27 protein-coding genes are annotated in these 24,404 nt (G+C 55.3%); 2 read left to right on the forward strand and 25 right to left on the reverse strand.

What is annotated here, in order from left to right:
* Positions 1–2: 2 nt before the first annotated feature.
* The 12 genes from RTU96_RS05320 to RTU96_RS05375 all read right to left on the reverse strand — a co-directional run bounded on the left by RTU96_RS05320 (position 3) and on the right by RTU96_RS05375 (position 10,268).
* Complete coding sequence (locus RTU96_RS05320; protein ID WP_312635384.1) at positions 3–1,151, reverse strand: glycosyltransferase family 9 protein; 1,149 nt, start codon at positions 1,149–1,151, stop codon at positions 3–5.
* Positions 1,148–2,746 (reverse strand): hypothetical protein, encoded by a 1,599-nt coding sequence (locus tag RTU96_RS05325; RefSeq protein ID WP_312635385.1) that lies wholly within the window; start codon positions 2,744–2,746, stop codon positions 1,148–1,150. The genes RTU96_RS05320 and RTU96_RS05325 overlap by 4 nt, the downstream gene beginning before the upstream one ends.
* Positions 2,747–2,808: 62 nt before the next feature.
* Positions 2,809–3,261, reverse strand: coding sequence for a hypothetical protein (locus RTU96_RS05330; RefSeq protein ID WP_312635386.1), 453 nt, complete (start codon positions 3,259–3,261; stop codon positions 2,809–2,811).
* Between the two features lies 1 nt (position 3,262).
* The gene (locus RTU96_RS05335) at positions 3,263–4,066 is read right to left on the reverse strand and encodes a hypothetical protein (protein WP_312635387.1); all 804 of its coding nucleotides are present in this window, start codon (positions 4,064–4,066) and stop codon (positions 3,263–3,265) included.
* 12 nt (positions 4,067–4,078) lie between these two features.
* Entirely contained in the window at positions 4,079–4,741 is a 663-nt protein-coding gene (locus tag RTU96_RS05340; protein WP_312635388.1) for a hypothetical protein, read from the reverse strand.
* A complete protein-coding gene (locus RTU96_RS05345; RefSeq protein WP_312635389.1) occupies positions 4,738–4,965 on the reverse strand; it encodes a hypothetical protein in 228 nt (75 codons plus the stop codon). Before RTU96_RS05345 ends, RTU96_RS05340 begins: the two co-directional genes overlap by 4 nt.
* 41 nt (positions 4,966–5,006) lie before the next feature.
* Positions 5,007–5,975, reverse strand: a complete 969-nt coding sequence (gene rfaD, locus RTU96_RS05350) for an ADP-glyceromanno-heptose 6-epimerase (protein WP_312635390.1) — start codon at positions 5,973–5,975, stop codon at positions 5,007–5,009.
* A 64-nt stretch (positions 5,976–6,039) separates the two neighbouring features.
* Complete coding sequence (locus RTU96_RS05355) at positions 6,040–6,771, reverse strand: ABC transporter ATP-binding protein (protein WP_312635391.1); 732 nt, start codon at positions 6,769–6,771, stop codon at positions 6,040–6,042.
* Positions 6,772–6,783: 12 nt separating this feature from the next.
* On the reverse strand, positions 6,784–7,560 hold the full coding sequence (locus RTU96_RS05360; protein ID WP_312635392.1) for an ABC transporter permease: 777 nt from the start codon (positions 7,558–7,560) through the stop codon (positions 6,784–6,786).
* Positions 7,557–8,123 carry an HAD family hydrolase gene (locus RTU96_RS05365; RefSeq protein WP_312635393.1) on the reverse strand — a complete coding sequence of 189 codons (567 nt, stop codon included), beginning with the start codon at positions 8,121–8,123 and terminating at the stop codon, positions 7,557–7,559. Before RTU96_RS05365 ends, RTU96_RS05360 begins: the two co-directional genes overlap by 4 nt.
* A complete protein-coding gene (gene rfaE2 / locus RTU96_RS05370) occupies positions 8,120–9,589 on the reverse strand; it encodes a D-glycero-beta-D-manno-heptose 1-phosphate adenylyltransferase (protein ID WP_312635395.1) in 1,470 nt (489 codons plus the stop codon). Before rfaE2 ends, RTU96_RS05365 begins: the two co-directional genes overlap by 4 nt.
* Before the next feature lie 19 nt (positions 9,590–9,608).
* Positions 9,609–10,268 carry an SIS domain-containing protein gene (locus RTU96_RS05375; protein ID WP_312635396.1) on the reverse strand — a complete coding sequence of 220 codons (660 nt, stop codon included), beginning with the start codon at positions 10,266–10,268 and terminating at the stop codon, positions 9,609–9,611.
* A 595-nt stretch (positions 10,269–10,863) separates the two neighbouring features.
* Between RTU96_RS05375 and RTU96_RS05380 the strand changes: the two genes are divergently transcribed.
* Positions 10,864–11,073 (forward strand): hypothetical protein, encoded by a 210-nt coding sequence (locus RTU96_RS05380; protein ID WP_312635397.1) that lies wholly within the window; start codon positions 10,864–10,866, stop codon positions 11,071–11,073.
* Between the two features lie 248 nt (positions 11,074–11,321).
* On the opposite strand, the gene RTU96_RS05385 is transcribed toward RTU96_RS05380, so the two are convergent.
* On the reverse strand, positions 11,322–11,462 hold the full coding sequence (locus RTU96_RS05385) for a hypothetical protein (protein ID WP_312635398.1): 141 nt from the start codon (positions 11,460–11,462) through the stop codon (positions 11,322–11,324).
* A 316-nt stretch (positions 11,463–11,778) separates the two neighbouring features.
* Between RTU96_RS05385 and RTU96_RS05390 the strand changes: the two genes are divergently transcribed.
* Positions 11,779–12,015, forward strand: coding sequence for a helix-turn-helix domain-containing protein (locus RTU96_RS05390; RefSeq protein ID WP_312635399.1), 237 nt, complete (start codon positions 11,779–11,781; stop codon positions 12,013–12,015).
* A gap of 155 nt (positions 12,016–12,170) precedes the next feature.
* On the opposite strand, the gene RTU96_RS05395 is transcribed toward RTU96_RS05390, so the two are convergent.
* From RTU96_RS05395 to mnmG, 12 genes are all read right to left on the reverse strand, one after another.
* Entirely contained in the window at positions 12,171–12,407 is a 237-nt protein-coding gene (locus RTU96_RS05395) for a hypothetical protein (RefSeq protein ID WP_312635401.1), read from the reverse strand.
* Between the two features lie 20 nt (positions 12,408–12,427).
* Positions 12,428–12,730: a hypothetical protein gene (locus RTU96_RS05400; protein WP_312635402.1), complete on the reverse strand. Its 303-nt coding sequence runs from the start codon at positions 12,728–12,730 to the stop codon at positions 12,428–12,430.
* 75 nt (positions 12,731–12,805) lie between these two features.
* The gene (locus RTU96_RS05405) at positions 12,806–13,156 is read right to left on the reverse strand and encodes a hypothetical protein (protein ID WP_312635403.1); all 351 of its coding nucleotides are present in this window, start codon (positions 13,154–13,156) and stop codon (positions 12,806–12,808) included.
* Between the two features lie 380 nt (positions 13,157–13,536).
* Entirely contained in the window at positions 13,537–13,665 is a 129-nt protein-coding gene (locus RTU96_RS05410; RefSeq protein WP_312635406.1) for a hypothetical protein, read from the reverse strand.
* A 137-nt stretch (positions 13,666–13,802) separates the two neighbouring features.
* On the reverse strand, positions 13,803–14,801 hold the full coding sequence (locus RTU96_RS05415) for a GGGtGRT protein (protein WP_312635408.1): 999 nt from the start codon (positions 14,799–14,801) through the stop codon (positions 13,803–13,805).
* A 17-nt stretch (positions 14,802–14,818) separates the two neighbouring features.
* A complete protein-coding gene (locus RTU96_RS05420; RefSeq protein ID WP_312158941.1) occupies positions 14,819–15,511 on the reverse strand; it encodes an iron-sulfur cluster assembly scaffold protein in 693 nt (230 codons plus the stop codon).
* 343 nt (positions 15,512–15,854) lie between these two features.
* Positions 15,855–17,105 (reverse strand): sodium/glutamate symporter, encoded by a 1,251-nt coding sequence (locus tag RTU96_RS05425; RefSeq protein ID WP_312635410.1) that lies wholly within the window; start codon positions 17,103–17,105, stop codon positions 15,855–15,857.
* Positions 17,106–17,520: 415 nt separating this feature from the next.
* Positions 17,521–19,512, reverse strand: a complete 1,992-nt coding sequence (locus RTU96_RS05430; RefSeq protein WP_312635411.1) for a 5'-nucleotidase C-terminal domain-containing protein — start codon at positions 19,510–19,512, stop codon at positions 17,521–17,523.
* A gap of 169 nt (positions 19,513–19,681) precedes the next feature.
* Positions 19,682–20,422 (reverse strand): hypothetical protein, encoded by a 741-nt coding sequence (locus RTU96_RS05435; RefSeq protein ID WP_312635413.1) that lies wholly within the window; start codon positions 20,420–20,422, stop codon positions 19,682–19,684.
* A complete protein-coding gene (locus RTU96_RS05440; RefSeq protein ID WP_312635415.1) occupies positions 20,422–21,756 on the reverse strand; it encodes a MurT ligase domain-containing protein in 1,335 nt (444 codons plus the stop codon). Before RTU96_RS05440 ends, RTU96_RS05435 begins: the two co-directional genes overlap by 1 nt.
* Positions 21,753–22,427 carry a cyclase family protein gene (locus RTU96_RS05445; RefSeq protein WP_312635416.1) on the reverse strand — a complete coding sequence of 225 codons (675 nt, stop codon included), beginning with the start codon at positions 22,425–22,427 and terminating at the stop codon, positions 21,753–21,755. The genes RTU96_RS05440 and RTU96_RS05445 overlap by 4 nt, the downstream gene beginning before the upstream one ends.
* A gap of 92 nt (positions 22,428–22,519) precedes the next feature.
* The gene (gene mnmG, locus RTU96_RS05450; RefSeq protein WP_312635417.1) at positions 22,520–24,385 is read right to left on the reverse strand and encodes a tRNA uridine-5-carboxymethylaminomethyl(34) synthesis enzyme MnmG; all 1,866 of its coding nucleotides are present in this window, start codon (positions 24,383–24,385) and stop codon (positions 22,520–22,522) included.
* Positions 24,386–24,404: the final 19 nt, after the last annotated feature.

Consider the following 24,404-nt stretch of genomic DNA (forward strand, 5'->3'; position numbering starts at 1 on the left):
TCTTAAAACCTCTTCCCTTCCACCATACAGGCCAGCGCCGCTTCCAAAACCGTCTCCTGCCGCACCGCCGCGACGCAGGGGGCACACGCTCGGCCGGAGCAGTCCGGCTTGCTCTGTCCACAGGGGACGCAGGACGGCAGTTCTTTCGCTAAAACCGCCCGGCAATCCGGCGGCAGAGTCGGATTTGGATAAAAGCGCCCATATTCCCAGCCACCGCAGACAATGACGGTGGGTACACCGTGGGCAATTGACAGATGGGCACTGCCAGAATCGTTGGTCAGCGACAAGCAGCAGCCTTTCAGCCGCTGCGCCAGCTCTGCCAGAGTTGTCTGCCCGGAAAGATCCCGGGCGGTTTCCGGCAAAAGCGCCGCTAGCTTTCCACACAATGACCGCTCTGCCGCAGTGCCGAAAATCAAAACACGGCATCTTGTCCGCTCGGCCAGCTGCCGTGCCACCCATGCGAACCGCTCTACCGGCCAACATTTGGAGATACTGCCGCCAGCCCCCGGAAAAATCGCCACACAGGATGGCTCCGTCTTTTGCCAAGCGCCTTTTTCCCCTCTGAACACAAAGGGCGACAGCGGACCGCGCACCAGTCCCAACGGCTCCGAATACTGGGCGTTTCGCTCCAGTTCGTTTTGCGCCGTCACGGGAACCAGATCCACCTGACGATCCACCCTCTTTTTCAGCCCGAGGTGCGCGCAGCCCGCAGTCGTATCCGGCAAGACCCGCCGCTGGGCGGGAATTGCCAGCGCATACAGGTCGGAGAGAATGTGCCGCTGCACCGGAGCAACCACTACCAATTCCGCCGAGAGACTACCAAGCCGCCGCAGGTTGGCTATCCTGCTTCGGAAACGATGGGGCAATGCAATAACCGCCTCAAAAAGACCGGTTTCTGCGGCAAACTCTGCGATCCCTCCTCCCTCCCGGCAAATCAGGGTGAGGCGTAGTCCCTCTGAGCGCATCTGCTGTGCAGCGGGGCAAAAGGTGATCAAGTCGCCCAACGCCGCAAGGCAGACCACCGCCACCTGGCGGGGCGGGGAGGACTTTTCTGCGGTCCGCTTTCGTGGAAACGGGAAAACCGTCAGCAAGCTGCCATAGATCAGGGTTCCTATCATCTGTTTGAACTGTTGCTTGAAGCTACTGCTCATATGTTCTCCGCGTCGTACCAGACGACCTGTCCATCGACTGCCGCCAGCCGGGCGCATTCGTCCTGCGCGAAGGCCATCAAGTCCGTTGAAATCCTCGCGCCTTGACAAAGCACCCGATCAAACGAACCAGTCGCCACCGCCACGTTAAACGCGTCGCCGTACTCCACCCGGATGCCTTGTTTTTTTAGAGCGCCGCGCATCTCGCAGATCTTGGCGTCCAGTTGTAGTGGGATATAGACGCTGACATTGCAGCCCCTTTTTCGCAATGCCTGTGCTGCGGCAAAGGTTTCGGTCCCCAGCGGAGCGAGTAAGCATACCCTATGGCCTGCCCGTACGTCCTGCACCGCAGCACGCAGCGTCATTTGAACGGGTTCCAGACCTTGCGTGGGTAATTCCTTCAGGATCTTTTCCGCCCGCTCCAAAAGCATTTGGGGAGTAATAGCCGCCATGCACACCGCCTGTTGCAGACCCCGGGGACAGACCTTGCTCCACTGTCCGGTGACGGACATGCACTCCCCACACACCGGCGAGACGATGTTCTCATTGCGCGGATAGCCATAATAATAGGACGGCGTGGGGCCAAAGCTTACCACGCAGGGGGTGGACAGTTGGGATGCCAAATGGACCAGGCCACCCTCACAGTCCACGTGCAGGAGGGAGCTCTTCAGCAAAATTGCCGTTTCCTCCAGCCGGCAGTCAAAGGCATATCGATCCGCTCTATCAAGCGCCAGACTGTTTTTCACACCGGTCTGCACCACCAGAATGTCCGAGTGCTTTGCTTTGAATGCCGTGATAAATTCCATCAAAGTCGACACCGGCAGCAGCTTTGTCTGCGCGGTGCCACCCATATTTTTATCCGCGCCAAAGTTCACGGTGATGTAGCGTCGCCCCGTCAGAGCATGCCGTTCCAGTACCGGTAGCCACCGCATATCCAGCAGGATATTTGAATACATTCCGCACATGTCCACCGCGCCGCCACAGGAGAGCAGGGACCACTTTGTATCCCCAGAAAATTTTGCATAGCGGAGCATCACGCTCTCGCGCTGGTGCTGATCGGAAATGTGGAGTTCATTTCTAAGCAGAGCTTCTTCAATCTTGCAGGCTGTATGATAAAAAGCCGGCGCCTTTGCGCGGATTGCTCCTAAATTTATGTGTTTCAAGATTGCGCCGTGGTCTACATGGAGGGCAAGGTCATAGTGCGCCGTCGATGAGACAAACAAATTATTGTAAACGTCATGTACAATGGTTACATTCTCTCTGTTGCCATAGATAAATTCGCCAAACTCAATGCGGTCCAAAAAGAGATCCACGTCGCAGTCGCAAACCGTGCTCAGTTCATCCACCAGCCGCAGATAAACAATATAATCCCCCAATGCTCCGCCTAGATAGATTGAAATTCGCAGGCGGGAGAGGTCCGGAAGTATGCCCTCTGCTTGCTGCTGCTCCTGAAACCGCTCGTTAAAGTAGCACTGATGGCACAGATTGTCATACTCTCCGCCAATCTCCTTGTTGACAACATTCCGGAGAATTTCAGCTTTTTTAAATACATAGAGGCTTGACTTGAGTTTGCTGAGTAGCTTTTTTAAAAAACCCATCTCTTTTCTCCCACCATACGCTTTGTTCTTATTTGCCGCGTGCCACGGTTCTGCTGTGCGGCTCAGTTCAGGCCCTTCAATTTAATTCGCACATTTCCTGTTTTTTCCCATTTTTCAGCAATGTCATTCTCTTTGCCTTCGATGGATTTTGCACGAGCAATCAATTCATCGGTTCTCCCCTCGATGAATACCGCGCGATTTGTGACGCCGTCTATCTTGTTCTCGATAGACACCGCGCGATTTGTGACGCCGTCTATCTTGTTCTCGATAGACACCGCGCGGTCTGTGATGCCGTCTATCTTGTTCTCGATAGACACCGCGCGATTTGTGATGCCGTCTATCTTGTTTTCAGCATGAATCATTCTTTCCCTCAGCTCCGAGAAGGCCGTCGCATTGGCATCCTGCATCAGCAACAGCATATCCATTAATTCCTTCTGCTGCTGCTGAACCGTCTGAAGCTGTTCGTTGCATTCGCGGAGTTGACGAAAGGCCTGACGAATTTTTTCAGTAAACATACTACACTTCTCTCTCCACCACCGCTGCCACGCCGCTATATCCAGCATCCTTCAGCAGTGAATGGATATCAATCTCAATTTCATTTCCTTTGACTGTAAAGGACGGCTCTCCTGCCAGACGGAGGCTCTCCTGCTTCGATTGCTCCGCCGCGCTGTACATTCCGTCTCTGAAAAAGAGACGGCGGACAGGAACCTGATAGTCGCCACCGTACAGCACATACAAAATGCCTGCCCGATGTCCCCCGTCTCGAATCAGGTTGGAATAATTGAACAGCAGAATGCGCTCCTCCGAATCAGGGTACCCCTGCGTTTTGACCTTCTGCAAATTATACGCCAGTCGTTCCGCATTGGTCTGATATCGAACATCCTGCGCATTGTAATAATTGACCTGCTCCCGACGATCGTTCTCGTTGGTATTGCCCTGCAGCGCCGCGACGATTCTGGAACGCTCAAGGCGGCAGCAAGTGGAATGCCCAGTTTCATCCGCAGATTCAACCAGTAAATCCTTTAGCGCAATCCGCTCCTCCGCAATCTTCACCAAATCCGGCAGCATTCGAGACAGACCCACTAAATTGACTTTGTCAAACTTATTGCAAGAAAAGCCTGAAACAGACACAAGCGCTTCAATGACCTGTTCCATGCTTCCTGCCAATGCTACAAACTCTTTGATTGTCAAATCAAGGCGAAACTCTCTGTAATGGATATGGATGGATTCTCCTATATTATCTTCAATTTCAAACCGATAAGGAAAATCCTCCACGGTATCAGCGAGAGACGCAAGCTTTATGACACCAGGATTACTCATGGGGACCTCCTATCAATATTCGTCAAAAGCGATATAATCGGAAAAGATTTCATGATATCTCTTTTCCCGCACCAACGCCAGAAGGCGCGGCGTGTACGAAAAAAACACCGTCTGCAGCTTGCAAATCACTGTCTCCTCTTGAAACAGTGCCTCGCGCTTTTCAATTTCCGCAATATACTCTTTCTTAAAAATATGCTTGTCGAATACGCATCGAATCAATAGATATGCGGCGAGATTTTCCTCGTCCATACACCACCATTGATTTTTCTTGTCAAACACCCGGTTGCGCCAGATGGAGTCATTGACGAAAGCATCAATGGGAATCCACATCTTCGGACTCAAACTCTTGCACGCCAGCTTTTCAAATGCATCAATATAAAAATGCTGTGCCGTCCCCTGTTTGCTCCAAAACTGATACTCACTGAGCTTGTAGCCAAAGCTCCAGCCCGCCTGTACCCCCAGTGGAGGCGGCATACGTTGAAAGTCCATTTCCTGCATGACGCGCACAAAGGCAGGGCCGCTATCCGGATGAATCAGAATGTCAATATCCTTTCCGTCTTTCAACCGATCCGGCAGTTCCCTTCCAATATTTTTAATCAGTACATATTGAATGCTTGCGGCGTTCAACCCCAAAAAAAATTCTTCAATCAGAGTTCGCTCAATATACATCATCATTGCCCGCCATACCGCTTGGTTTTTAAGAGTTCCAACTGCCGTTTTGCCAATAAAACGCTTGTGGCAAGCTGCAAAAACTCCGTTTCCGGCATCGCCAGACGCAATTTTTCATTCTGGATATGGATCTCCCGGTACCCGCTGGAATCGGTACCGTGGTTCAATTCCACATCCAGCACCGTCTCTCCAAGTTTAATTTGTGTCAGAACCTTGATCTTTTCGCCCATATGCATCTCCTATATCCGTCTTTTACCGGCCTATGATTGAATCAATAAATCAAAAAGTCCTTTGCCAGATAGTTCTGCACGTAGTCCTTCACGCCGTCCTCCAGCGAGTAAAAGGGCTCGCGATAGCCTGCCGCGGACAGCTTGTCCATGGTGGCCTCGGTAAAATACTGGTACTTGGCCCGCAGGCTCTCCGGCATTTCTACAAACTCAATATTCGACTTCTGCCCCAGCGCACGGAACACGGCGCAGCCCAGATCGTGGAATGTCCGCGCCTTGCCCGTGCCCAGATTGAACAAGCCGCTGACTTGCCGGTTCGCCATTATGAAGCGGATCACCTTGCAAATATCCTTCACATATATAAAATCACGGGTCTGACCGCCGTCCTCATAGCCCTGCCGATAAGATTTGAACAGCTTGATTTTTCCGCTTTCCTGCACAGAGCGGAAGCCATGCAGAATTACGCTGGCCATACTGCCCTTGCAGTATTCATTGGGACCGTAAACATTGAAGAACTTGAACCCCACATGCTGGGGCGGCGCACACGTCTGTTTTTGCGCCCACAGGTCGAACATCTGCTTGGAATAGCCGTAGCCGTTCAGCGGCAGCAGGCGGCAGATGTCGTCTCTGTCGTCAAAGCCGAACTCGCCGCCTCCATAGGTTGCCGCGCTGCTGGCGTAGATAAATCTGGCATGATTCTGGGCGCAAAAGTTCCAGAGTGTTTTTGTGTAGTTAAAGTTGTTCCGATTGAGGTAGTCAAAATCCGGCTCTGTGGTGGAGCTGCACGCGCCCATGTGGATCACATATTCCACCTCGCCTGCCAGATTGGGAAGCTCTTCCAGAAAATTCGCGCGATTGTAATATTGCAGGTACTTCTTGTTGCGCAGGTTTTTCCATTTCTCGGTGCTGGCAATGTTGTCGACAATGATGATGTCCTCCCGCCCCATATCGTTCAGCATACGAACGATGCAGCTGCCAATAAAGCCTGCGCCGCCTGTTACGATTATACTCATAACTTCTCACCTTTCCATTCTTCACAGCATGAGCAGCTCGCCATTTGGAGGCTGCTGCCTGCGTTCATGACCGCAAATAAGCATCGCAGACCGCGTCTGCCGGGCCCAACATCCGCGCCTTTCCGTGATCCAGCCACAACGCCCTTCGGCATAGCTGCTTCACTTTTTCCTCAGAATGCGAAACGAACAGCAGTGTCGCCCCACGGGAGAGCATCTCGCTCATCTTTTTTTCACATTTGACCTGAAAATCGTGGTCGCCCACCGCAAGAATTTCGTCCACAATCAAAATTTCGGGAGTAATAATGGTGGCAATGGAAAAGCCCAACCGGGCGGCCATGCCGGTGGAAAAATTTTTGACAGGCACATCCACAAAGTCCCACAGCTCTGCAAAATCAATGATTTCATCGTATTTCTTCCGCATGAATCTTTTGTCGTATCCCAGCACTGCGCCGTTTAAAAACACGTTCTCACGCGCGGTCAAATCTTGGTCAAATCCCGCGCCCAACTCAATCAAAGGCGCGATGCTGCCGTTGACGGTCACCACGCCCGCTGTGGGCCGAATGATGCCGGAGATTACCTTCAGCAGCGTGCTTTTGCCGCTGCCGTTCTTTCCGATGATCGCTAGCGAGTCTCCCTTTTCCAACGTGAAGGAGATATCCTGCAAGGCACAGAACTTTTCATAGTCCAGCTGGCGCTTAATCTTGCGAATCACATATTCCTTGAGATTGTCTACATTCTCCTTGGCGAGATTAAACTTCATTGTTACACCATCGACTGAGAGGGCTGTGTTTTTCATCGGTTTTCTCCCTTATAAATACAGGATAAAGGAATCCTGGTTTTTCTGAAACGTCAGCATCCCAACGCACAAAGCAATGATGGAAAACCCAATACACACCAGATTCGCCTTCAAGCTTGGCACCGTTCCATACATCACCATGCAGCGGAACATCTCCAGAATATGAAAAATCGGATTAAAGCTGACGATCTGTCTGGCTGCATCCGGCAAAATCGTGATCGGGTAGAAAATCGGGGTCAAGTACATCAGCGCGGTGAGTACCACGCTGTACAGATGCACGACATCCCGGAACCGCACCGCCAGCGCCGACAAAAACAAACCCACCCCGGTGGAAATCAGCAGCAAATACAGCAGTGGCAGCGGCAGCAACAGGATCGCCCAGGTGATCCGGGTCTTGGTGAGGGCTAACACTACCACCAGCGCCATCAGGGACAGTACAAAATTGACAAAGGCGGAGCCCGACTTGGAAACGGGCAAAATATATTTCGGGAAATACACCTTTTTGATCAGTGCAGAATTGCTGATGACCGAAGACATCGCCGTATTGGTTGCCTCGGAAAACGCATTAAAAATGAGCTGCCCTGTGAGAAAATAGACGGGGAAATTGGGAATGTCATTTCGAAAAATGGTTGAGAACACCACCGTCAAAATCATCATCATCATCAGTGGATTTAAAACGCTCCACAGATAGCCCAGCATCGAGCGGCGGTACTTTGTCTTGATGTCTTTACTGACCAGCTGGAACAGAAGATCCCTGTATTGAAAAAATTTTTTTAAATATGCGCTCATGGGTTCTCCCTATCTCTTCTCAAAATATCCGCTGCCGCCTCCGACAGCCTGGCCACCACCACGTAGTACCCAGACTCTGCCTCGGCACCGTGGCCCGTGCGCACCAGATAGCTTTCCCGGGCGCCGAAATTTCTGCCAAAGCTGACGTCGGTATGCTTGTCCCCAATCATATAGCTGGCGGACAGGTCCAAATTCCACTCCTTTGCCGCCGCCAGCGCCATTCCGGGACTGGGCTTGCGGCAGGTGCAGGAGACTGCGTATTCCGGCACAGAGCCCTGTTCATGGTGGGGGCAGATATACACCGCGTCCAGGCGAACGCCTTCCCTCTCCAGCAGCTCCGCCACGCGGCCGTTGACCCGCGCCACATCGTCCATGGTGAAATAGCCCCGCGCCACCCCCGACTGGTTTGTGACCATCACCAGCAGGAAGCCCGCGTCCGCCAGCCGCTTCAACGCCTGCGGGACGCCCTCCAGCAGCGTGACCCTTGCGGGGTCACCCAAATAGTTCCGCTCCACAATCAGGGTTCCGTCCCGATCAAGAAACACCGCTTTTCGTTGATTCATGCGTTCTCTCCATAGGCGTGCAGCACCTGTTCAATGATCTGCGTGGTGGACAGTCCCTGCTCCAGCTCAATAAATTCCACGCGCCCGCCATGCGCACGTACGAACTCGCCCCCGGCCACGCTCTTATCCTCCCAATCCTTGCCCTTGACCATCACATCGGGGCAGAGCTGCTCGATCAGCGTTTGGGGCGTATCCTCGTCAAACAGTACCAGATAATCCACCATATCTAGCGCCTCCAAGAGTGCCAGCCGGGCCTGCTGCCCCACGATGGGCCGCCGGGGACCCTTGATCCGGCGAATGGAATCGTCACTGTTGACGCCCACGATCAGCACATCGCCAAACGCCTTCGCTTGACGGAACGAGGAAATGTGTCCAGCGTGTACCAGATCAAAGCAGCCGTTGGTGAACACCACCCGCCTGCCCGCTTCATGCAGATGCCCCACCACAGTGCTCAGAGCATCCGCAGTCCGTATCTTGCAGCGTTCGTGTCCCATGCCCTCCAGCACAGCGCAAATCTCTTCCCGGGTGGCGGTTGCCGCACCGGTCTTGGACACCACGATGGATGCCGCCGCGTTTGCCAGCTTGCAGCACAGCTCCAGCGGGAAACCTGCGCCATAGCACAGGGTAAAGGCAGCGATTACGGTATCCCCCGCGCCAGTCACGTCGATGACCTCTTTGGAAACTACCGGAAAATCCTGCTTTTGCACCGCGCCCCTTCGCTGCAGGGACATGCCCTTTTCGGAGCGGGTCGTGAGCATATATTCGATGTTGTTTTGCTGGCAGAGCGTCTCCGCAGCCTGATAGATAGCATCTTCCGTCTCCAGACGCTCCGCGCTCGCCGCCTCGGTCAGTTCCTTGAGGTTGGGCGTGCAGATCGTTGCCCCTGCATATTTAGAATAGTCCGTTCCCTTGGGGTCTACCGTTACGCCAATCCCCCGTTTGGCTGCTTCGCCAATCAAAAAGGCGGTCATCTCTGGGGAAAGCGCGCCTTTTCCGTAGTCCGACAACAGCACCATATCAACACCAGCAAACAGCGAATCCGATTGCAGACGTAGGGCTTCGACCCACTCAGATGAAACCGGACGAATATTCTCTTCGTCAAAGCGAAGCAACTGCTGGTTTTGCGCCAGCACTCGCGTTTTGACGCTGGTATGCACCTGGGGCGTCTGCCGGGCATAGGTCAGATCCGCCCCCAGCTGCGCCAGCTCTCCTACGAGCATCGCGCCGTTGGCATCGTCCCCCACCTCCAGCACGACGCGAAGTTTTGCGCCCAGCGCCGCCAGATTGCGCGCCACGTTGCCAGCACCACCCAGCCGAAAAAAAGTTCTTTTGATGTGCACCACCGGCACCGGCGCCTCAGGCGAGATGCGCGTACTGGTGCCGCTGAGATACTGGTCGATCATAAAGTCGCCTGCCACCAGCACCGTCAGGCGGTCAAACTGGGCAAGACGTTCTTCGATTCGCATGGTCATTTCCTGTTCTCACTCACTTTTCTTCAAAAAAATCTGCTTCCAGCATGGCACACAGGGCGTGGTAAATGGGGAGGTGATACTCCTGAATGGCAAAGGTCTGGGAGCTGGGAACACAGATGCACACATCGCAAAGCGCCTTTGCCTTGCCGCCGCTTTGCCCAGTCAGAACCACGGTGAAGATCCCCTTGGCCTTGGCAGCCATGAGTGCATATAAAATATTTTGGGAGTTGCCCGAGGTGGTAATGCCCAAAAACACATCGTCCTTGCTTCCGTATCCATTCAACATTTGCGCAAAACCAACAGCGGCGTCCACATCGTTAGAAAAGGCAGAAGACAGCGCTGGCATAGACGTTAGAGGGATGGCAGCAAGTGCCCCCTCCATCTTATCCGCCAGCGACTGCCCGTCCGCGCCAAATAGTCTATGAAGTTCCGTTTCAAAAGAAGGGGTGATCCTGCGGTTGAATAGAAACGACTTCATCAGCTCTCCCACAATATGCTCGCTATCAGCCGCGCTGCCGCCGTTGCCCGCAACCAGCAGCTTTCCGCCCCTGCGATAGCCTTCCGCCATACGGTCGTAAGCCGCATGGATATCCTCCCGGCAACACATCAGCCCTGGATAGCGGAGAAATAAATGCTCAAATATATTATCGGTGGAATACTCTTTCCTTTTCATAAAAACCTCCTTTTTAAAATATAATCTTCGTTCTGTAAAGTCCTGCATACCCAAATAACAGTTAAGCCGAAAGCGTATGTATAAACCAGCTCACATGAATTAGACTTATTTATCACGACCAAACAACATACATTTGAAAGTACATAAATTGATTTTATTATACAATAAGTCCCCTTTAATGTAAAGCAACTGATTACAAACCCCCAATAGCAAGAAATTCTATTTTCAGCTATTCGGTCTTGTCCCTCTGGAAAGGCCGCCTCCGCAGCAAATTAAAGATTGACGGATCAGCTGTGTGATAAAGCAGACAGCAAGCAGGTGCAAGTGCACACACCTTGTTATCCGCCCTCCACGCATTTTTAAAATTGCAGCGTTTCCTCCCCTCTCCTCAGCACCTATCCACCCTCAACTTGCCCGCACCGGAATTCGATTCCCCCGCTCTTCGGGATATATATTATAACTGCAGAGGCCTCGGGATAGCTTCCCCAAACCTCATTTTGTAATCACGGAGGAAGTTGAAATGATGGAGACCTTTACCTGTGACCACTGCGGCACCAAATTTCCTATTGAAGCGCAGACCATTTTCGACGAACAAGTGCCGTGCGAGACCTGCCTTGAGGAACTGACCGCCGTCTGCGACTGCTGCGGTGAGCGGATCTGGTCCGATGACAGCGAGGGCGATTCCAACACCGTGCTCTGCCAGAGCTGCTATGACGACTACTACCACCGCTGCGCCCACTGCGGACGCCTGATCTCGCGCGACAATACGTACTACGTGGACGACCACAGCGGCATACCGAGATGAGAAATATTATTCACTGCTGTCTCGGTATAAAAAATTTGATATTGCATTCGAACCCCGACTTACAGTTGCATGATCTTGGCATTTAAGTTCGCTTGAGAAACAATTCTGCTGGCGGAAAAATCAGCCATACTCTTTTGAAGTTTACGATCAATCTTACCTTACCACGCCTTGGTGTCAAGAATAGTATGCTGCATGCCAAGCGCTAAAAAGAAGGCCATATGCAGATTACACATGAAACCCAGCAAGTTCTATCGGAAGTTGTGAAACTTACGATACATGTAGCAGGGCGACCACGCGTCTATCTGCTCGCCGTACGTGTCCGGCTGAAGCTGTGTGTCCACCATGAGCACATCGTGTTTCATGAGAATTTCCACGCGGCGTTCCAGCACTGACTGTAGCACCGCCTGAAATTGCCCTGGGGAGGTTTGAATGACATTCTCCAAGGAGGCGTTACTCTGATAAAGCTCCGTAAACCGGGATACCTTCCGATCACCCAGGATAGAAAATTCTTTGCGACAACTGTTATACGCAACGCGCTCTGCGCTGGGTGAAAAGCCCCTCTGCATGATCGACAGTTCTATTCATACGGTACTAATCTCGGAAACGATCATGTATCCACTCTTCAGTTCATATAATATATTTTTAAATGCAAATAAAATTAGGAGATTTTTCCAACCTATTTCAAAAGAGATAGGTGGTTGGCTTATGACAGTTGGAGAACGCATTACACAGCTCCGCGAGCAGCGCGGGTACACTACCAACAAGCATGCACACAAACCCAGCCTTTCTCAAAGTTTTGTGTGGACTGTGGAGCTGGGAGAAAAGGAAATCACCGTGGTAAATTTTGAGTATCTGTGCAAGGTGCTGGACGTGGTCTTGCAAAACTTTTTTCCCTACACGGGCAGCGAGGTTCGCGGTGAATCGCGCTGGTTTCAGAGTTGACGCGGGAGTAGCAGGCGGTGCTGTGCACCTTTTCGAAAACACTGTAAGCGGTTGGGCGGGTATCATTTTTGCGTGATACCCACCCAAAACTTAACCGATTATGCCGCTGTTGTCGGCATCGCGTGTGGGACGGACTGTATACTGCCTATATCCCATTAACATTCTCCGCAGTATAGAAAGTCCTCCACGTCTTCCCGCGAAAAGCCCTGCTTGAGTGGCATATCGACGTCCTCCGGGGCGTAGCCGTACGGGCTTTTGTAGATGTGTAGAATGCCCCGAGAGTTGTAGGCGATGCCGCTGGCGTCGATTCCCCTTGCCTGGGATTCGGCGGCGAGGATTATCAGGATTTGACGCTTGCGTTTTTGCGGCAGGAGGTGCCCATAGTCCACCATTCCAAAGAGACATCACATATTTACACCTCTTCCACAGCGGAGAGCGGCTCGTTGACGTACAACCGCCGCTCTTTCAGATACTCGATCAGCTCCAGGTGCCGCTGGGGCGACAGGCGGGTAACAAACTCCGTCCACATCAGCTCCGACATCTCCTCGTCGGAACAGGAAATCGCCGCGCTGCAAAGCTCCTCGACGGACTCCAGCGTGTCGATTAGCGTGTTGTATTTCAGGGTCCCGCGGAAGATGCGAAATTCAATGGTGCTGAAATTGGTGAGGTTGACGCAGGCGTAGCGCCCGGCGCAGGAGGTTTTCACGCTGGCCAAAACCTTCTTGGGATTGTCCTTGTGCCCATAGCGGGACGCCCACTTCTCCAGCTGCCGCTTAGTGGGGCGGGAGAATCACAACAGCTCATTCCAGTGGTTTTCCACGAAGAAAAGGATACGGGCAATGACGGCTTCCTGTGCATCTTCGGTTTTGCCAAAGCTGATGCGGCTGACGTAGACGTGCAGACCACAGGTCTCCGCCCGGTGGCTATAATAGCCCTTTGCCAATGCCATCTCCATTGCGGCGGCCCACAGCATCCGCGCTTTGTGATAGTCCAGCGTCATGGGGTGGGTCACGATCTCCATTCCCTTGTTCAGGGAGCCGTCGTGTTTGATGTAGATGTGTTCCGCTTCCCGGTTTCCAATGTCCATCAGCTTTTTTGTCACGGAGTCCCGTTCGCCGCCGTCGTCGATCCCCAGCTCCACGCACAGATAACAAGAGCCCTCGCCGTAAAAGATGGGGGCGGGCTAGTAGTAGGACTGGATTCCCTCGCGGTGCTGATCGATGCAGTCGCCGCAGTAAGGGATACCCTATTAGGTTACAGCTCCCCGCAATAGAGAAACTCCTACAACTCCTCCGGGGTGAAGCCCTGCGCGAGCAGAGTGTCAATGTTTTCCGGAGTGTAGCCAAAGGCGGTGGCTAGTAACCCGCTTCACTCACATGGAGGACTTGGCTCATGGCGTGGATCGCATAACGGCTGCGCTGCAAAGTGATGTATTCATACAACCGTTCCGGCTTCACTTCTTCCGGTCTTTGGTGAAAAAACCGATGGCATACGTTTCCGCTCCCTGTTATGCCGATTTACTCAGTTCTTTATCTGAACAAAATTCCACCCAAGTTTGTCTGCTATTTCTTGATGTGTTTTTCCCTCCGCACGCAGTTCCATGATAATCGCTTCCGACGTCTTAATATCTGCCCTGTTTCTCTTACTCATATAAATACCCCCTGATGTAGTTATATTTTCCTACATCAGGGGACTTCTTGTCTATTGTTCGTTTTTACTGGGGCCGTTCATTCCATGTGGAACCGGGGGCTTCAGCTTACTTTTAACGGTTCAGGAACTCCGAATGTTTATTTCTTGCTCTCGGAAACCGCAACGGCGACCGCAACGGTCGCGCCCACCATGGGGTTATTGCCCATGCCGAGGAAGCCCATCATCTCCACGTGGGCGGGGACGGAACTGGACCCGGCAAACTGCGCGTCGGAGTGCATCCGGCCCATGGTGTCGGTCATGCCGTAGCTGGCGGGACCGGCGGCCATGTTGTCGGGATGCAGTGTCCGGCCTGTGCCGCCGCCGGAGGCCACAGAGAAGTATCTCTTCCCCTGCTCGTTGCACTCCTTCTTATAGGTGCCCGCCACCGGATGCTGGAACCGGGTGGGGTTGGTGGAGTTGCCGGTGATGGACACGTCCACGCCCTCATGGTGCATGACGGCCACGCCCTCGCGCACGTCGTCCGCGCCGAAGCAGCGGACATTGGCCCGCTCCCCCTCGGAATACCGGACCTCCCGGACGGTCTTCAGCTCGCCAGTGTAGTAGTCAAACTGAGTCTGCACGTAGGTGAAGCCGTTGATGCGGCTGATGATCTGGGCCGCGTCCTTGCCAAGGCCGTTGAGGATGACCCGCAGGGGCTCCTTCCGGGCCTTGTTGGCGTTGCGCACGATGCCGATGGCACCCTCCGCGGCGGCAAAGGACTCGTGTCCCGCGAGAAACGCGAAGCACTTTGTCTCGTCCCGCAGCAGCATAGCGCCCAGATTTCCGTGTCCAAGACCCACCTTGCGGTCCTCCGCCACGGAGCCGGGAATGCAGAAGGCCTGCAGGCCCACGCCGATGGCTTCGGCGGCCTCGGCGGCGGTGGCCACACCCTTTTTCAGAGCGATGGCCGCGCCCACACAGTACGCCCAGCAGGCGTTGTCAAAGCAGATGGGCTGAATGCTTCTGGTGATCTCATAGGGGTCAAACCCCGCGGCCTGACAGAGTTCGCGGCACTCCTCCACGGAGCCGATGCCGTACTCTTTGAGGACAGCGTTGATCTTTTCAATTCTTCTTTCGTAGCTTTCAAACAGAGCCATGTTTCTGTCCTCCTTTCTTATTCCTCGCGGGGGTCGATATATTTGGCGGCATTTTCAAACTGGCCGTAATGGGACTTGGCCTTTTCCAGCGCCTCGTTTGCGTCCACGCCCTTTTTCACGGACTGCATCATCTTGCCGAGATTCACGAACTCGTAGCCCACGATTTCGCTGTCCTGATTCAGCGCCACGCGAGTGACATAACCCTCTGCCATTTCCATATAGCGGGGACCCTTTTCCCGGGTTGCGAACATGGTGCCAATCTGGGACCGCAGGCCCTTGCCCAGGTCCTCCAAAGACGCGCCCACGGGAAGGCCACCCTCGGAAAAGGCGGTCTGGCTGCGGCCGTAGACAATCTGCAAAAACAGCTCCCGCATGGCGGTGTTGATGGCGTCGCACACAAGGTCGGTGTTCAGCGCCTCCAAAATGGTCTTGCCCACCAGAATTTCAGAGGCCATGGCGGCGGAGTGGGTCATGCCGGAGCAGCCGATGGTTTCCACCAGCGCCTCCTCAATCACGCCCTCCTTCACGTTCAGTGTCAGCTTGCAGGCCCCCTGCTGGGGGGCGCACCAGCCCACGCCGTGGGTCAGTCCCGAGATGTCCTTTACTTCCTTGGCCTGCACCCACTTTCCCTCCTGAGGGATGGGCGCCGGGCCATGATACGCGCCCTTGGCCACAGGGCACATATGCTGCACTTCGGCGGAATAAATCATATGAACGCTTCCTTTCCTGCGTTTTTCAAAACAGATGAGCCGGGGGATTCTGTTGTTGAATTCCGCAGTTATTATACTGGTAAACGATTAACCTGTCAAGGAAGGAAAACCGGTATATCCGGGAATTTTCAATGAAAAGAGGCAGGTTTTTCGAGAGAAACTTTTTGCGGCGAAATCGCGGGGGGAATGGAAGGCTGCCCCGCGCCCGGGCGGCGTTTACCCCACGCTGGACGTTCCATTAAAAACAAAGAGGAGACGCCCGCCTGAGCGTCTCCTCTTTGACCGTTCAAGATGAAAGTATCTTCCCTCGCCCCGCAAATCAGCTTGCGGAAAAGAGTTCCCCTCAGCGCACGAGGAAGCTGCCGAACAGGGAGAGGAAAATGGGATTGTAGATGTCGTCGATCAGCACGGCGAAGGAGGGATAGAGGACCCACGCCACATTGTGCCAGCCGTACTGGTCCATCACCGCTTTTTCGTTTGCCACGGCGTTGGGCCCGGAGCCGCAGCCCCAGCCGCAGTTGCCTGCGGTCATCACCGCCGCGCCATAGTTCCGTCCGAACATATTGTAGGAGATGAAAATGCCAAACAGGGCCATCAAAATCGCCTGCGCCAGCAGAATGATACCCATCTGCCCGGCTACGGAAGCCAGCTTCGTAATATCAATGGTCATCAGCACCAGCGCCAGATACAGCTCCAGGAACATATGCTCGATGGCCTCCACCTCGGGGACATAGAACTTGATGTGAAAGGCTTCCATCACGTTGCGGGCGATGGCGCCGGCAATCAGGCAGCCGATGAACTTGGGCATCTCAATTTTGGGAATGCTGTCCAGCAGCATATAAATGGGCATGCCCAGCGCCGCCAGAAGCAGGCACATGGCAAACATGGAGATCATGCGGCTGTTGTTCAGCCGGGGCTCCTGCCCGGAAGCCAAGGATTCGGGCCTGTCATTCGGGTCTGATTTCAGACCGTGGCGGCGGATAAGGAATGCGGCCACGGGGCCGCCAATTAAGGAGCCCATGATGTTGCCCATCGTTCCGGCGGCAACACCCACGGTAGTGGCGTCGGCCGCGCCCATGCCCTCAAAAATGGGGCCAAAAGCGGAGGCGGTGCCCACGCCGCCGGACATGGCGGCAGAGGAACACTGAAGTGCCAGCAGGGGATGCAGGCCGATCAGATTGCCTATGGCCACGCCCAGCAAATTCTGCATGGTTATCAGCAGGCAGGCGGCGATGGCAATCATGGCGCACAGCTTTCCGCCCGCGTGGCGGATCATCTTCCAGCTAAATCCAAAGCCCACGCACAGGAAAAACAAGTTTTGACAAAGGTCCTGCACCACCTTCGTGTCAAAGGAAAAGGCCATGGCCCCGGATATTTTGATCAGGGCAATAATCAGAGAGAAAAGCAAACCGGAAACGACGGGGGCGGGAATTGCGTATTTGCGGAGAAGTTTGGAATGCCCCACCATGGCGCGCCCCCAAAAGATGACAATGGCGGCAAAGCCCAGCGAGGTGAGGTATTCAAATTTGAAGGCGGCGATCACTCCATCCGCCGCAGGGGTAAAGGTTCCGAAATACTCCAGAATTTTCTCCATTTAGTTTCATCCTTTCTGTTCGGGTCTGGCAAAGCAACGTTTTAAACAAGTATGGGTATCTAGGCGAGGAAGAATACGGAATTGCTCAAAATCTGTATCTCGAAGAGTTTGTTTAGTCAATTAAACAGATAGAAAACGATTGCTTTGTGCATTCCGACCGCTTTTTAATGGAACGCATGGAAGTATAACGCAGGAGGAAAATTTCGTCAAGAGGTTTTTTCACCGCAGGCGGACATAAAACAGGCTGCGGACGTGTCTCTGGACACATCCGCAGCCTTGTTTTCAGTGTGCTTAAAGCTTCAAGCTGGGTCAAAAGTTCCCGGCAGGCGGAGGCATAGGCATCTTCCTCCATCCGGTAGACGGGAAGCTGCTTCAGCAGCTTCCCGTCTACCGGATTACATAGGGCATGAAATTTTTAAGCTGCGGGAATGGCCAGAATTTGGCCGATTTGAAGCTCATTCGGATTTTTGACGGTGGCGATGTTGCGCTGGTAAATCACGCCCCACTTAGTTCCCGTGCCGTAAAATTTCTGGGCAAGGTTCCACAGGCAGTCGCCGGCCTTTACCGTGTAGCTCTGGTCAGCGTCCGCCGGGCCGGAGGGGTTGACGGGCTCAGGCTGCGGCGCGGGGACAACAGGGGTCTCAGTGGCAATGGCGCTCAGCTTGCCCGCCGCCCGCAGAGCTGGGCCGTTCAAGGAGGCCACGTTGGGGGTGCGCCCATCTTCGGAGGTGGGGACGGTGAGCTCACCGGAGCGCACCTTCTCGTAGATCAGGTTCTTCTGAGGGTCGCTCAGATCCGCGCCGGTAATTTTCCAGTTGTTGTCGCACTGGGGCATCAGCGGGGTTTTCAGGCCGGCCACGTAGTCGGTGATCATATCCCGAACCGCGCCGCCCTCGTACACCACGTCGGACTCGTTCAAAAGCCCCGCAGTGACCAGACCGCCATAGCGATAGTTGTTCAGCGCCAGCACAAGTGTCTGATTGTCCGTCAGGGACTTGCCCTGATAGGTGACGTTTTGGATGCGGGAGCCGACAGGCTTGGAGATGTTAATCTCGTAGTTCACGCCCGCAAACTCGTCATAGTTGTACATCCGAATATTGGGGTTAAAGCTGATGGTCACGTCGCCGGAGACGTATTGGTTAAAGAAGTCGCCCGCCTGCCGCTCCATGATGGCCTTGAGCTGCTTGCCGGTGACCTTCACGCCGTAAAGCGTGTTGTCATACTTGTAGATTTTCACGCTGTCCCGGTTCAGGAAGGGACCCTTTTCCAGATTGGAGCTTGCGTCGAACAGGGCCGCCAGAGACACGTCTGCCTTGGCGTTTTCCATCTGCACCTTGTTGATGAGATCCACAACGGGGTTGTCCTGCAAAATGGCGTTGGGGATGCCGGGAAGCAGTTCCACGGGGTCCAGGAACGTCTCGCCCACTTCGCCCACTGCCGTGGAGGCCAGAGCCTTGCTCTTGTCGTCCAGCGTCTTAAACCGCTTCAAAAACGCGGCGTCGGGCGTCACGGCGGAGCAGTCAAGCAGGTCGCCGTTGGCCTTCGTCACATCCCAGCCGCCGTCCTTTTTCGTCAGGGAAAGGGTTAGCTTGGAAACGTACTGCCCATTGGAACCGGGCTCCAGCACAGGGATGCCGTTGATGGTCTCGTCCACCACGGCGTGGGCGTGGCCGATGAACAGCGCGTCGATCTTGTCGCCGTAAGTTTCGGCAACCTCGCGGACGCCCTCGGCGCCGTATTCGCCGTCCAGCCCGTAGTGCACGGAGCCGATGATCACGTCGGCCTTCCCCTCCAGCTCGGTGAGGATTTTGCCCGTTTCCTCCATGGGGGTGGTAAAGGTCATGTTGTCATAGTGGGTGGGGTCGGATTTTTCCCAGATGGGGATATGAGGCGCGTCAATGCCGAACACCGCCACCTTCACGCCGTCAACGTCGAAGATGTGATAGGCATCCAGCCAGCGGGCGCCGTCCTTGCGGTAAATGTTCCCCGCCAGAGTGACGCCCTGAAACTCCTGAATCTCCTTGGTCAGGTATTTGAACTCAAAGTTAAACTCATGGTTGCCCAGGGTCCACACGTCGTAGTCCAAATAGTTCAGCGCGTCGATCATGGGGTGTGGCGTTTCGGATCTAAATTCCTGAATGTAGTTGGCTTGGGTGGAATCGCCGGTGTCAATGAGAAGCAGCTTGGGGTCGACCTTTCGTTCAGCCGCGATGATGGCCGCCGCGTGGGCCATGCTGGTTTTGTTCTCCTTGTTGGACGCGTAGTCGAAGGGATTGATCATGCCGTGCAGATCGCTGGTCTGGAGAATGGTAAGGGTTCGGGTATCCTCCGCTGCCAGAGCGGGGACAGCCAAACTCACTGCCATCACCAGAGCCAGAAGCAGCGCCGATAACTTTTTCCGTTTCATTCCTCAGCCTCCTCAAAATGTTTTCAATGGGGATGATTTTATTATAGTGCCGAGGTAATTTTTTTACAACAGCTTTTCCAAAATTACGGTAAAATGTTTTTTAATAAAAACAGCACACCCGCCGTCTCATGAGACGGCGGGTGTGCAACGTAATCCTGCAAAAAGGTTTTCAGTGTGCTTTATCAGCTTCAATCCGGGCCAAAAGTTCCCGGCAGGCGGTGGCATAAGCCTCCTCCTCCATCCGGTAAATGGGGAGCTCGGGCAGCTCTTCGCCCCTTCGGTCATAAATGGCGGAAATCACATGGCGCAGAAGGGGCGGATTTTTCACCAGAAGGGGCCCCGTCAGCTCGGAAGCAAACACGTTGTTTTTCCGAAAGCCTTCCGGACCCTGCTCTTTCTCGTTGCCATAGCCAAGAGACAGCTTTGTCACAAGGGGCGTGACGATGCCGCTTACCAGCGTGCAGGAGTTCATAAAGCCCACCACGGGCTCCTCATACAGGTCCGTGCGTCCATATACGTCCCCAACAAACCGCTTTTTTCCCTGCTGGCTGCTGAAAGCGCCTACCCGAAGGCCCATGTAATACGTTCCCGCCGCGTCCGTGACGGACTGGCCCAGCATTTGCATGGCCGTTCCGCAAAAAAGCATGGCCACGCCGTCGTCCGCCGCGGAGCGAAGCTCCTTTCCAAAGCGAGCGAGGTCCTCGATAGCCGCCTTTTGGCTGCGCTCCGTCCCCGCGCCCACGAACACAAAGTCCGCACCGGAAAAGTCCATCGCGTCGCCGGGGCGAAGCGTTTCCACCGTCACAGTGTTGCCCATATCCTCCAAGTGACGGCGCAGAATCGCAAGGTTTCCCCAGCTCCCGTACAGGTTCATCAGGTCGGGATAGATGTGCAAAAACCGAAGCTCCATCAAACAGCCTCCTTTTCCACATGGGCCAGAAGCTTATCCCGGTCGGAGAAGCAGGTAAGGACGTACACGTCCTCTGCCCCATTGCTTTTCAGTGCTGCGCAGGCCTCGGCAATGTCGGGGTGCAGCTCAATTTTCTCTCCCGGCACGTCCGTAAAGGACAGGCGCACCGCAAGGTCGGACGCATACTGCCCGGATAGAACCACCCGCTGCACCTGCTCGCAGTTCAAAAGGTCAAAGTCAATGTCCCACAGCCAGCTTGTCTCGCTGGTGTAGTATTTGCGGCTCACCGCGTCCACAATCACCACTACCGTGCAGGGGTCCTCCGTGGCCCGGACATAGCGCAGGTTCGTGTCGTAGGCAATGGAGTTTTCGTGCTTGCTGGTGAGCAGCATTCCGTGGTGCGCGCCCAGCAGGAAACGGACCATCCGTCCGTTTTTCAGGATATAGTTGTCAATGGTCCTTGCAAGTTCCGCCACCGGCACGCCGCACTCATGGCACACGGCGCAGGCTGCCAAAATATTATAGACGTTGTAAATGCTGCGGAAGGCCAGATGAACGGTCATCGCGTCGCCGATGCGCAGGATTCCCTCATCCAAATCCAGCTCCGTGGCGGCATAGTCGATTTCAAAGGGCCGGGCAAACTCGCACTCATTGCAGAAATAGCTACCAATGTGGTTGAAATGGTAGTAGCGGTACTCCATAGGGGATTTGCACACCGGGCAATAAGCCCCGTCGTGGTAGACCCCAGAGGGTTCCTCCGTGGAAATGGAGCAGCGCTCCAGCCCAAACCATTTCACGTTGTCCCGGTTCACGCCGAAGCAGGCGGAAAGAGGATCGTCGGCGTTGAGAATCAGCCGCGTCTCGGGAAACATGGCGGGCGAAAGCGCGTCAAACACCCACTCGGGGTGGCCGTTCCGGGTCAACTGGTCCCGGTACAGGTTCGTAACCACGAAATGGGTGGGGTGGAAAAATTGGAAGCTGTGGACGGCGTACCTCTCGTCTGATTCGATCAGCAGTACGTCGGCCTTCATCACGCCGCCAAGGGTGCAGTGAGTCAGCACCGTGGTGGTGACGCCTTCAATCTGGTTGGAGCCTTCCTCGTTATACACCACGGTTTTTCCCGACGCCCGCAAAATGGCTGCAATCATCTCCACGGTGGAGGTCTTGCCGTTGGAGCCGGTGACGGCAATCACCAGCGGGGGCAACGTCACCTGACGCAGAATGTCCGGGCAGATCCGCAGCGCGTACTTGCCGGGCAGGGAGCTGCCGCGCCCCACCAGCTTTCCCACAAAGCGGCCCGCCTTGGATATCAGGATGGCAAGAAGCTTTTTCATGGATCAGAGATCTCCTCCTTCTCCGAAAAATCGCGGAACTCCGCGATGGCCCGGACGGGCGCGCCGTCCGCATCCATAAATTTCATCGGCAGGGCAAAAAACATCATGTCCTTCCGGCCCACCACCTTTTTCAGGCACAGGCTTTCCACAATCACCAGTCCGCCGCCAAGCAGCACCTTGTGAACCGGGCGGCACGAGGTAGCCAGCGTGTCCACGCTCAGCGCGTCGGTCCCCACGCCCTTTAAGCCGCAGGAGACGAGATACTGGGCCGCCTCCTTGTCCGGGACGGGAAAGGTATCTTCAAAATAGGCGTCGGTCCCCCACCTTTTCTCCCAGCCGGTGTAAAACAGGATAAAGTCGGTGGACAGCACCGCGCCGTTGAGGCTGCGCAGAAACTCCGCTGTGATGACCTCGCCGGGGGCAAGGGCGGACACGTCCACCACCGCCGCCCGTCCGCAAAACTGAGATACGGGCAGCACGTCCAGCGTGGACCCGTGGGACAGGATGTGGGAGGGTGCGTCCATATGCGTGCCGGTGTGGGAGGCAAATTGAAGCAGCGTCTCCCGATAGCCGTTCCGGGTCAGATTTCCGGTGGACTGGAACACGGGCTGAGAAGTGCCGGGATAAACCGGCATGTCTTCGCGGATGGTGTGCGTCAGGTCGAGAATCATAGTATAACTTCCTTTTCCCGAAAGTAAACCGCGCGCCGTCTTCCAGAGCGCGCATTTTTCAGATGACTAGGCCGGGCTGAGTGCGGGCAAAGTCAGCGGCTGAGATAAACCATTAAAACGGCGATGTCCGCCGGAGATACGCCGGAAATCCGGGATGCCTGTCCCATGTCGGCGGGGCGGAGGTCGGCCAGCTTCTCCCGGGCCTCCAAACGAAGCCCCCCAATGGAGGCGTAATCCAAATCCCGGGGAAGGGCCTTGCCCTCCATGCGGCGGAAATCCTCCACCTGCTTTTCCTGTCGGCGGATGTAGCCTTCGTACTTCACGTTCAACTCCACCTGCTCCGCTTCGGCAGGGGTCAGAGCGGGGCGGCCGGGGTCGAAGGGGGACAGCTCTTCATAGTGGACGCCGGGACGGCGAAGCAGGTCGATCAGGCGGCAGCCGTCGGTGATGTCCGCCGTCTCCTTTTCCGCAAGAAACGCGGATAAAGCCGGGGAGGGGCCTGTGCCCGTATGGGTCAGGCGGCGAATCTCCGCGTCCACCCGGACGTATTTTTCCTCCACCGCCCGTAAGCGGTCGTTAGAGATCAGGCCGATGCGGTGGCCGATGGGGGTCAGCCGCCGGTCGGCGTTGTCCTCCCGCAGAAGCAGGCGGTATTCGCTGCGGGAGGTCATCATGCGGTAGGGCTCCTCGGTTCCCTTGGTCACAAGGTCGTCAATCAGGGTTCCGATGTAGGATTCCGACCGGGAGAGGACCACGGGGGGCTTTCCCAGCAGCTTCATGGAGGCGTTGACTCCCGCCATAAAGCCCTGCGCCGCCGCCTCCTCGTAGCCCGAGGAGCCGTTAAACTGCCCCGCGCCGAACAGGCCCGGAATCTGCTTGGATTCCAGCGTTGCATACAGGGCCAGCGGGTCCACGCAGTCATACTCGATGGCATAGGCCGGTCGGGTCATTTCCGCGTGCCCAAGGCCCGGAACGCTGTGGAGCATTTCAAGCTGAATCTCCTCCGGCATGGAGGATGAGAAGCCCTGCACATACAGCTCCTCCGTGTTCAGTCCCATGGGCTCCACAAACAACTGGTGGCGTTTTTTGTCGGGAAAGCGGACCACCTTCGTCTCGAAGGAGGGGCAATACCGGGGGCCGACCCCCTCAATGACCCCCGCGTAGATGGGGGAGCGGTCCAAATGATCCAGAGCGATCTGTTTGGTCGCTTCCGTGGTCCAGGTCAGCCAGCAGACCGCCCGGTTCACCGGCGGCGTTTCGGTGGTAAACGAAAAGGGCGGGGGCGACTCGTCCCCCACCTGCAGCTCCATCTCGTCAAAGTCCACGCTGCGGGCGTTGACGCGGGGCGGCGTGCCGGTTTTAAACCGGCGCAGGGGCAAACCAAGCTTCACAAGAGAGTCCGTCAAACGATTCGCAGCGTGCATTCCGTCGGGGCCGGAGGCTTCCACGCACTCGCCGATCAGTGTCCGTCCATTTAAATAGGTGCCGGAGGCAATAATCACCGCCCGGACCGAAAACACCGCTCCGGTGGAAAGCACCACCTCGCTCACCGCGCCGTCCCGGGTGCGGATTTCCACCGCCTCGCCCTGACGGACGGTGAGGTTCTCCTGCCGTTCCAGTGTGTGCTTCATCCGCTCCTGATATTTCCGCCGGTCCGCCTGCGCCCGGAGGGACCAGACCGCAGGGCCTTTTCCTCGGTTTAAAAGGCGGTATTGAATGCAGCACTCGTCCGCGGCCCTTGCCATTTCACCGCCCAGCGCGTCCAGCTCCCGGACAAGGTGGCCCTTGCCGGTGCCGCCGATGGCGGGGTTGCAGGGCATGTTGCCCACCGCGTCCAGATTGATGGTGAACACCACGGTGCGCAGGCCCAGCCGGGCGGCCGCCAGCGCCGCCTCAATTCCCGCGTGGCCCGCGCCAACCACTGCGATATCAAATTGTGCGGCATGAAACTCTCTCATGATCAATCCTCAAAAAAGC

The organism is Oscillibacter sp. (assembly GCF_032018205.1).
Classification (GTDB): domain Bacteria; phylum Bacillota; class Clostridia; order Oscillospirales; family Oscillospiraceae; genus Oscillibacter.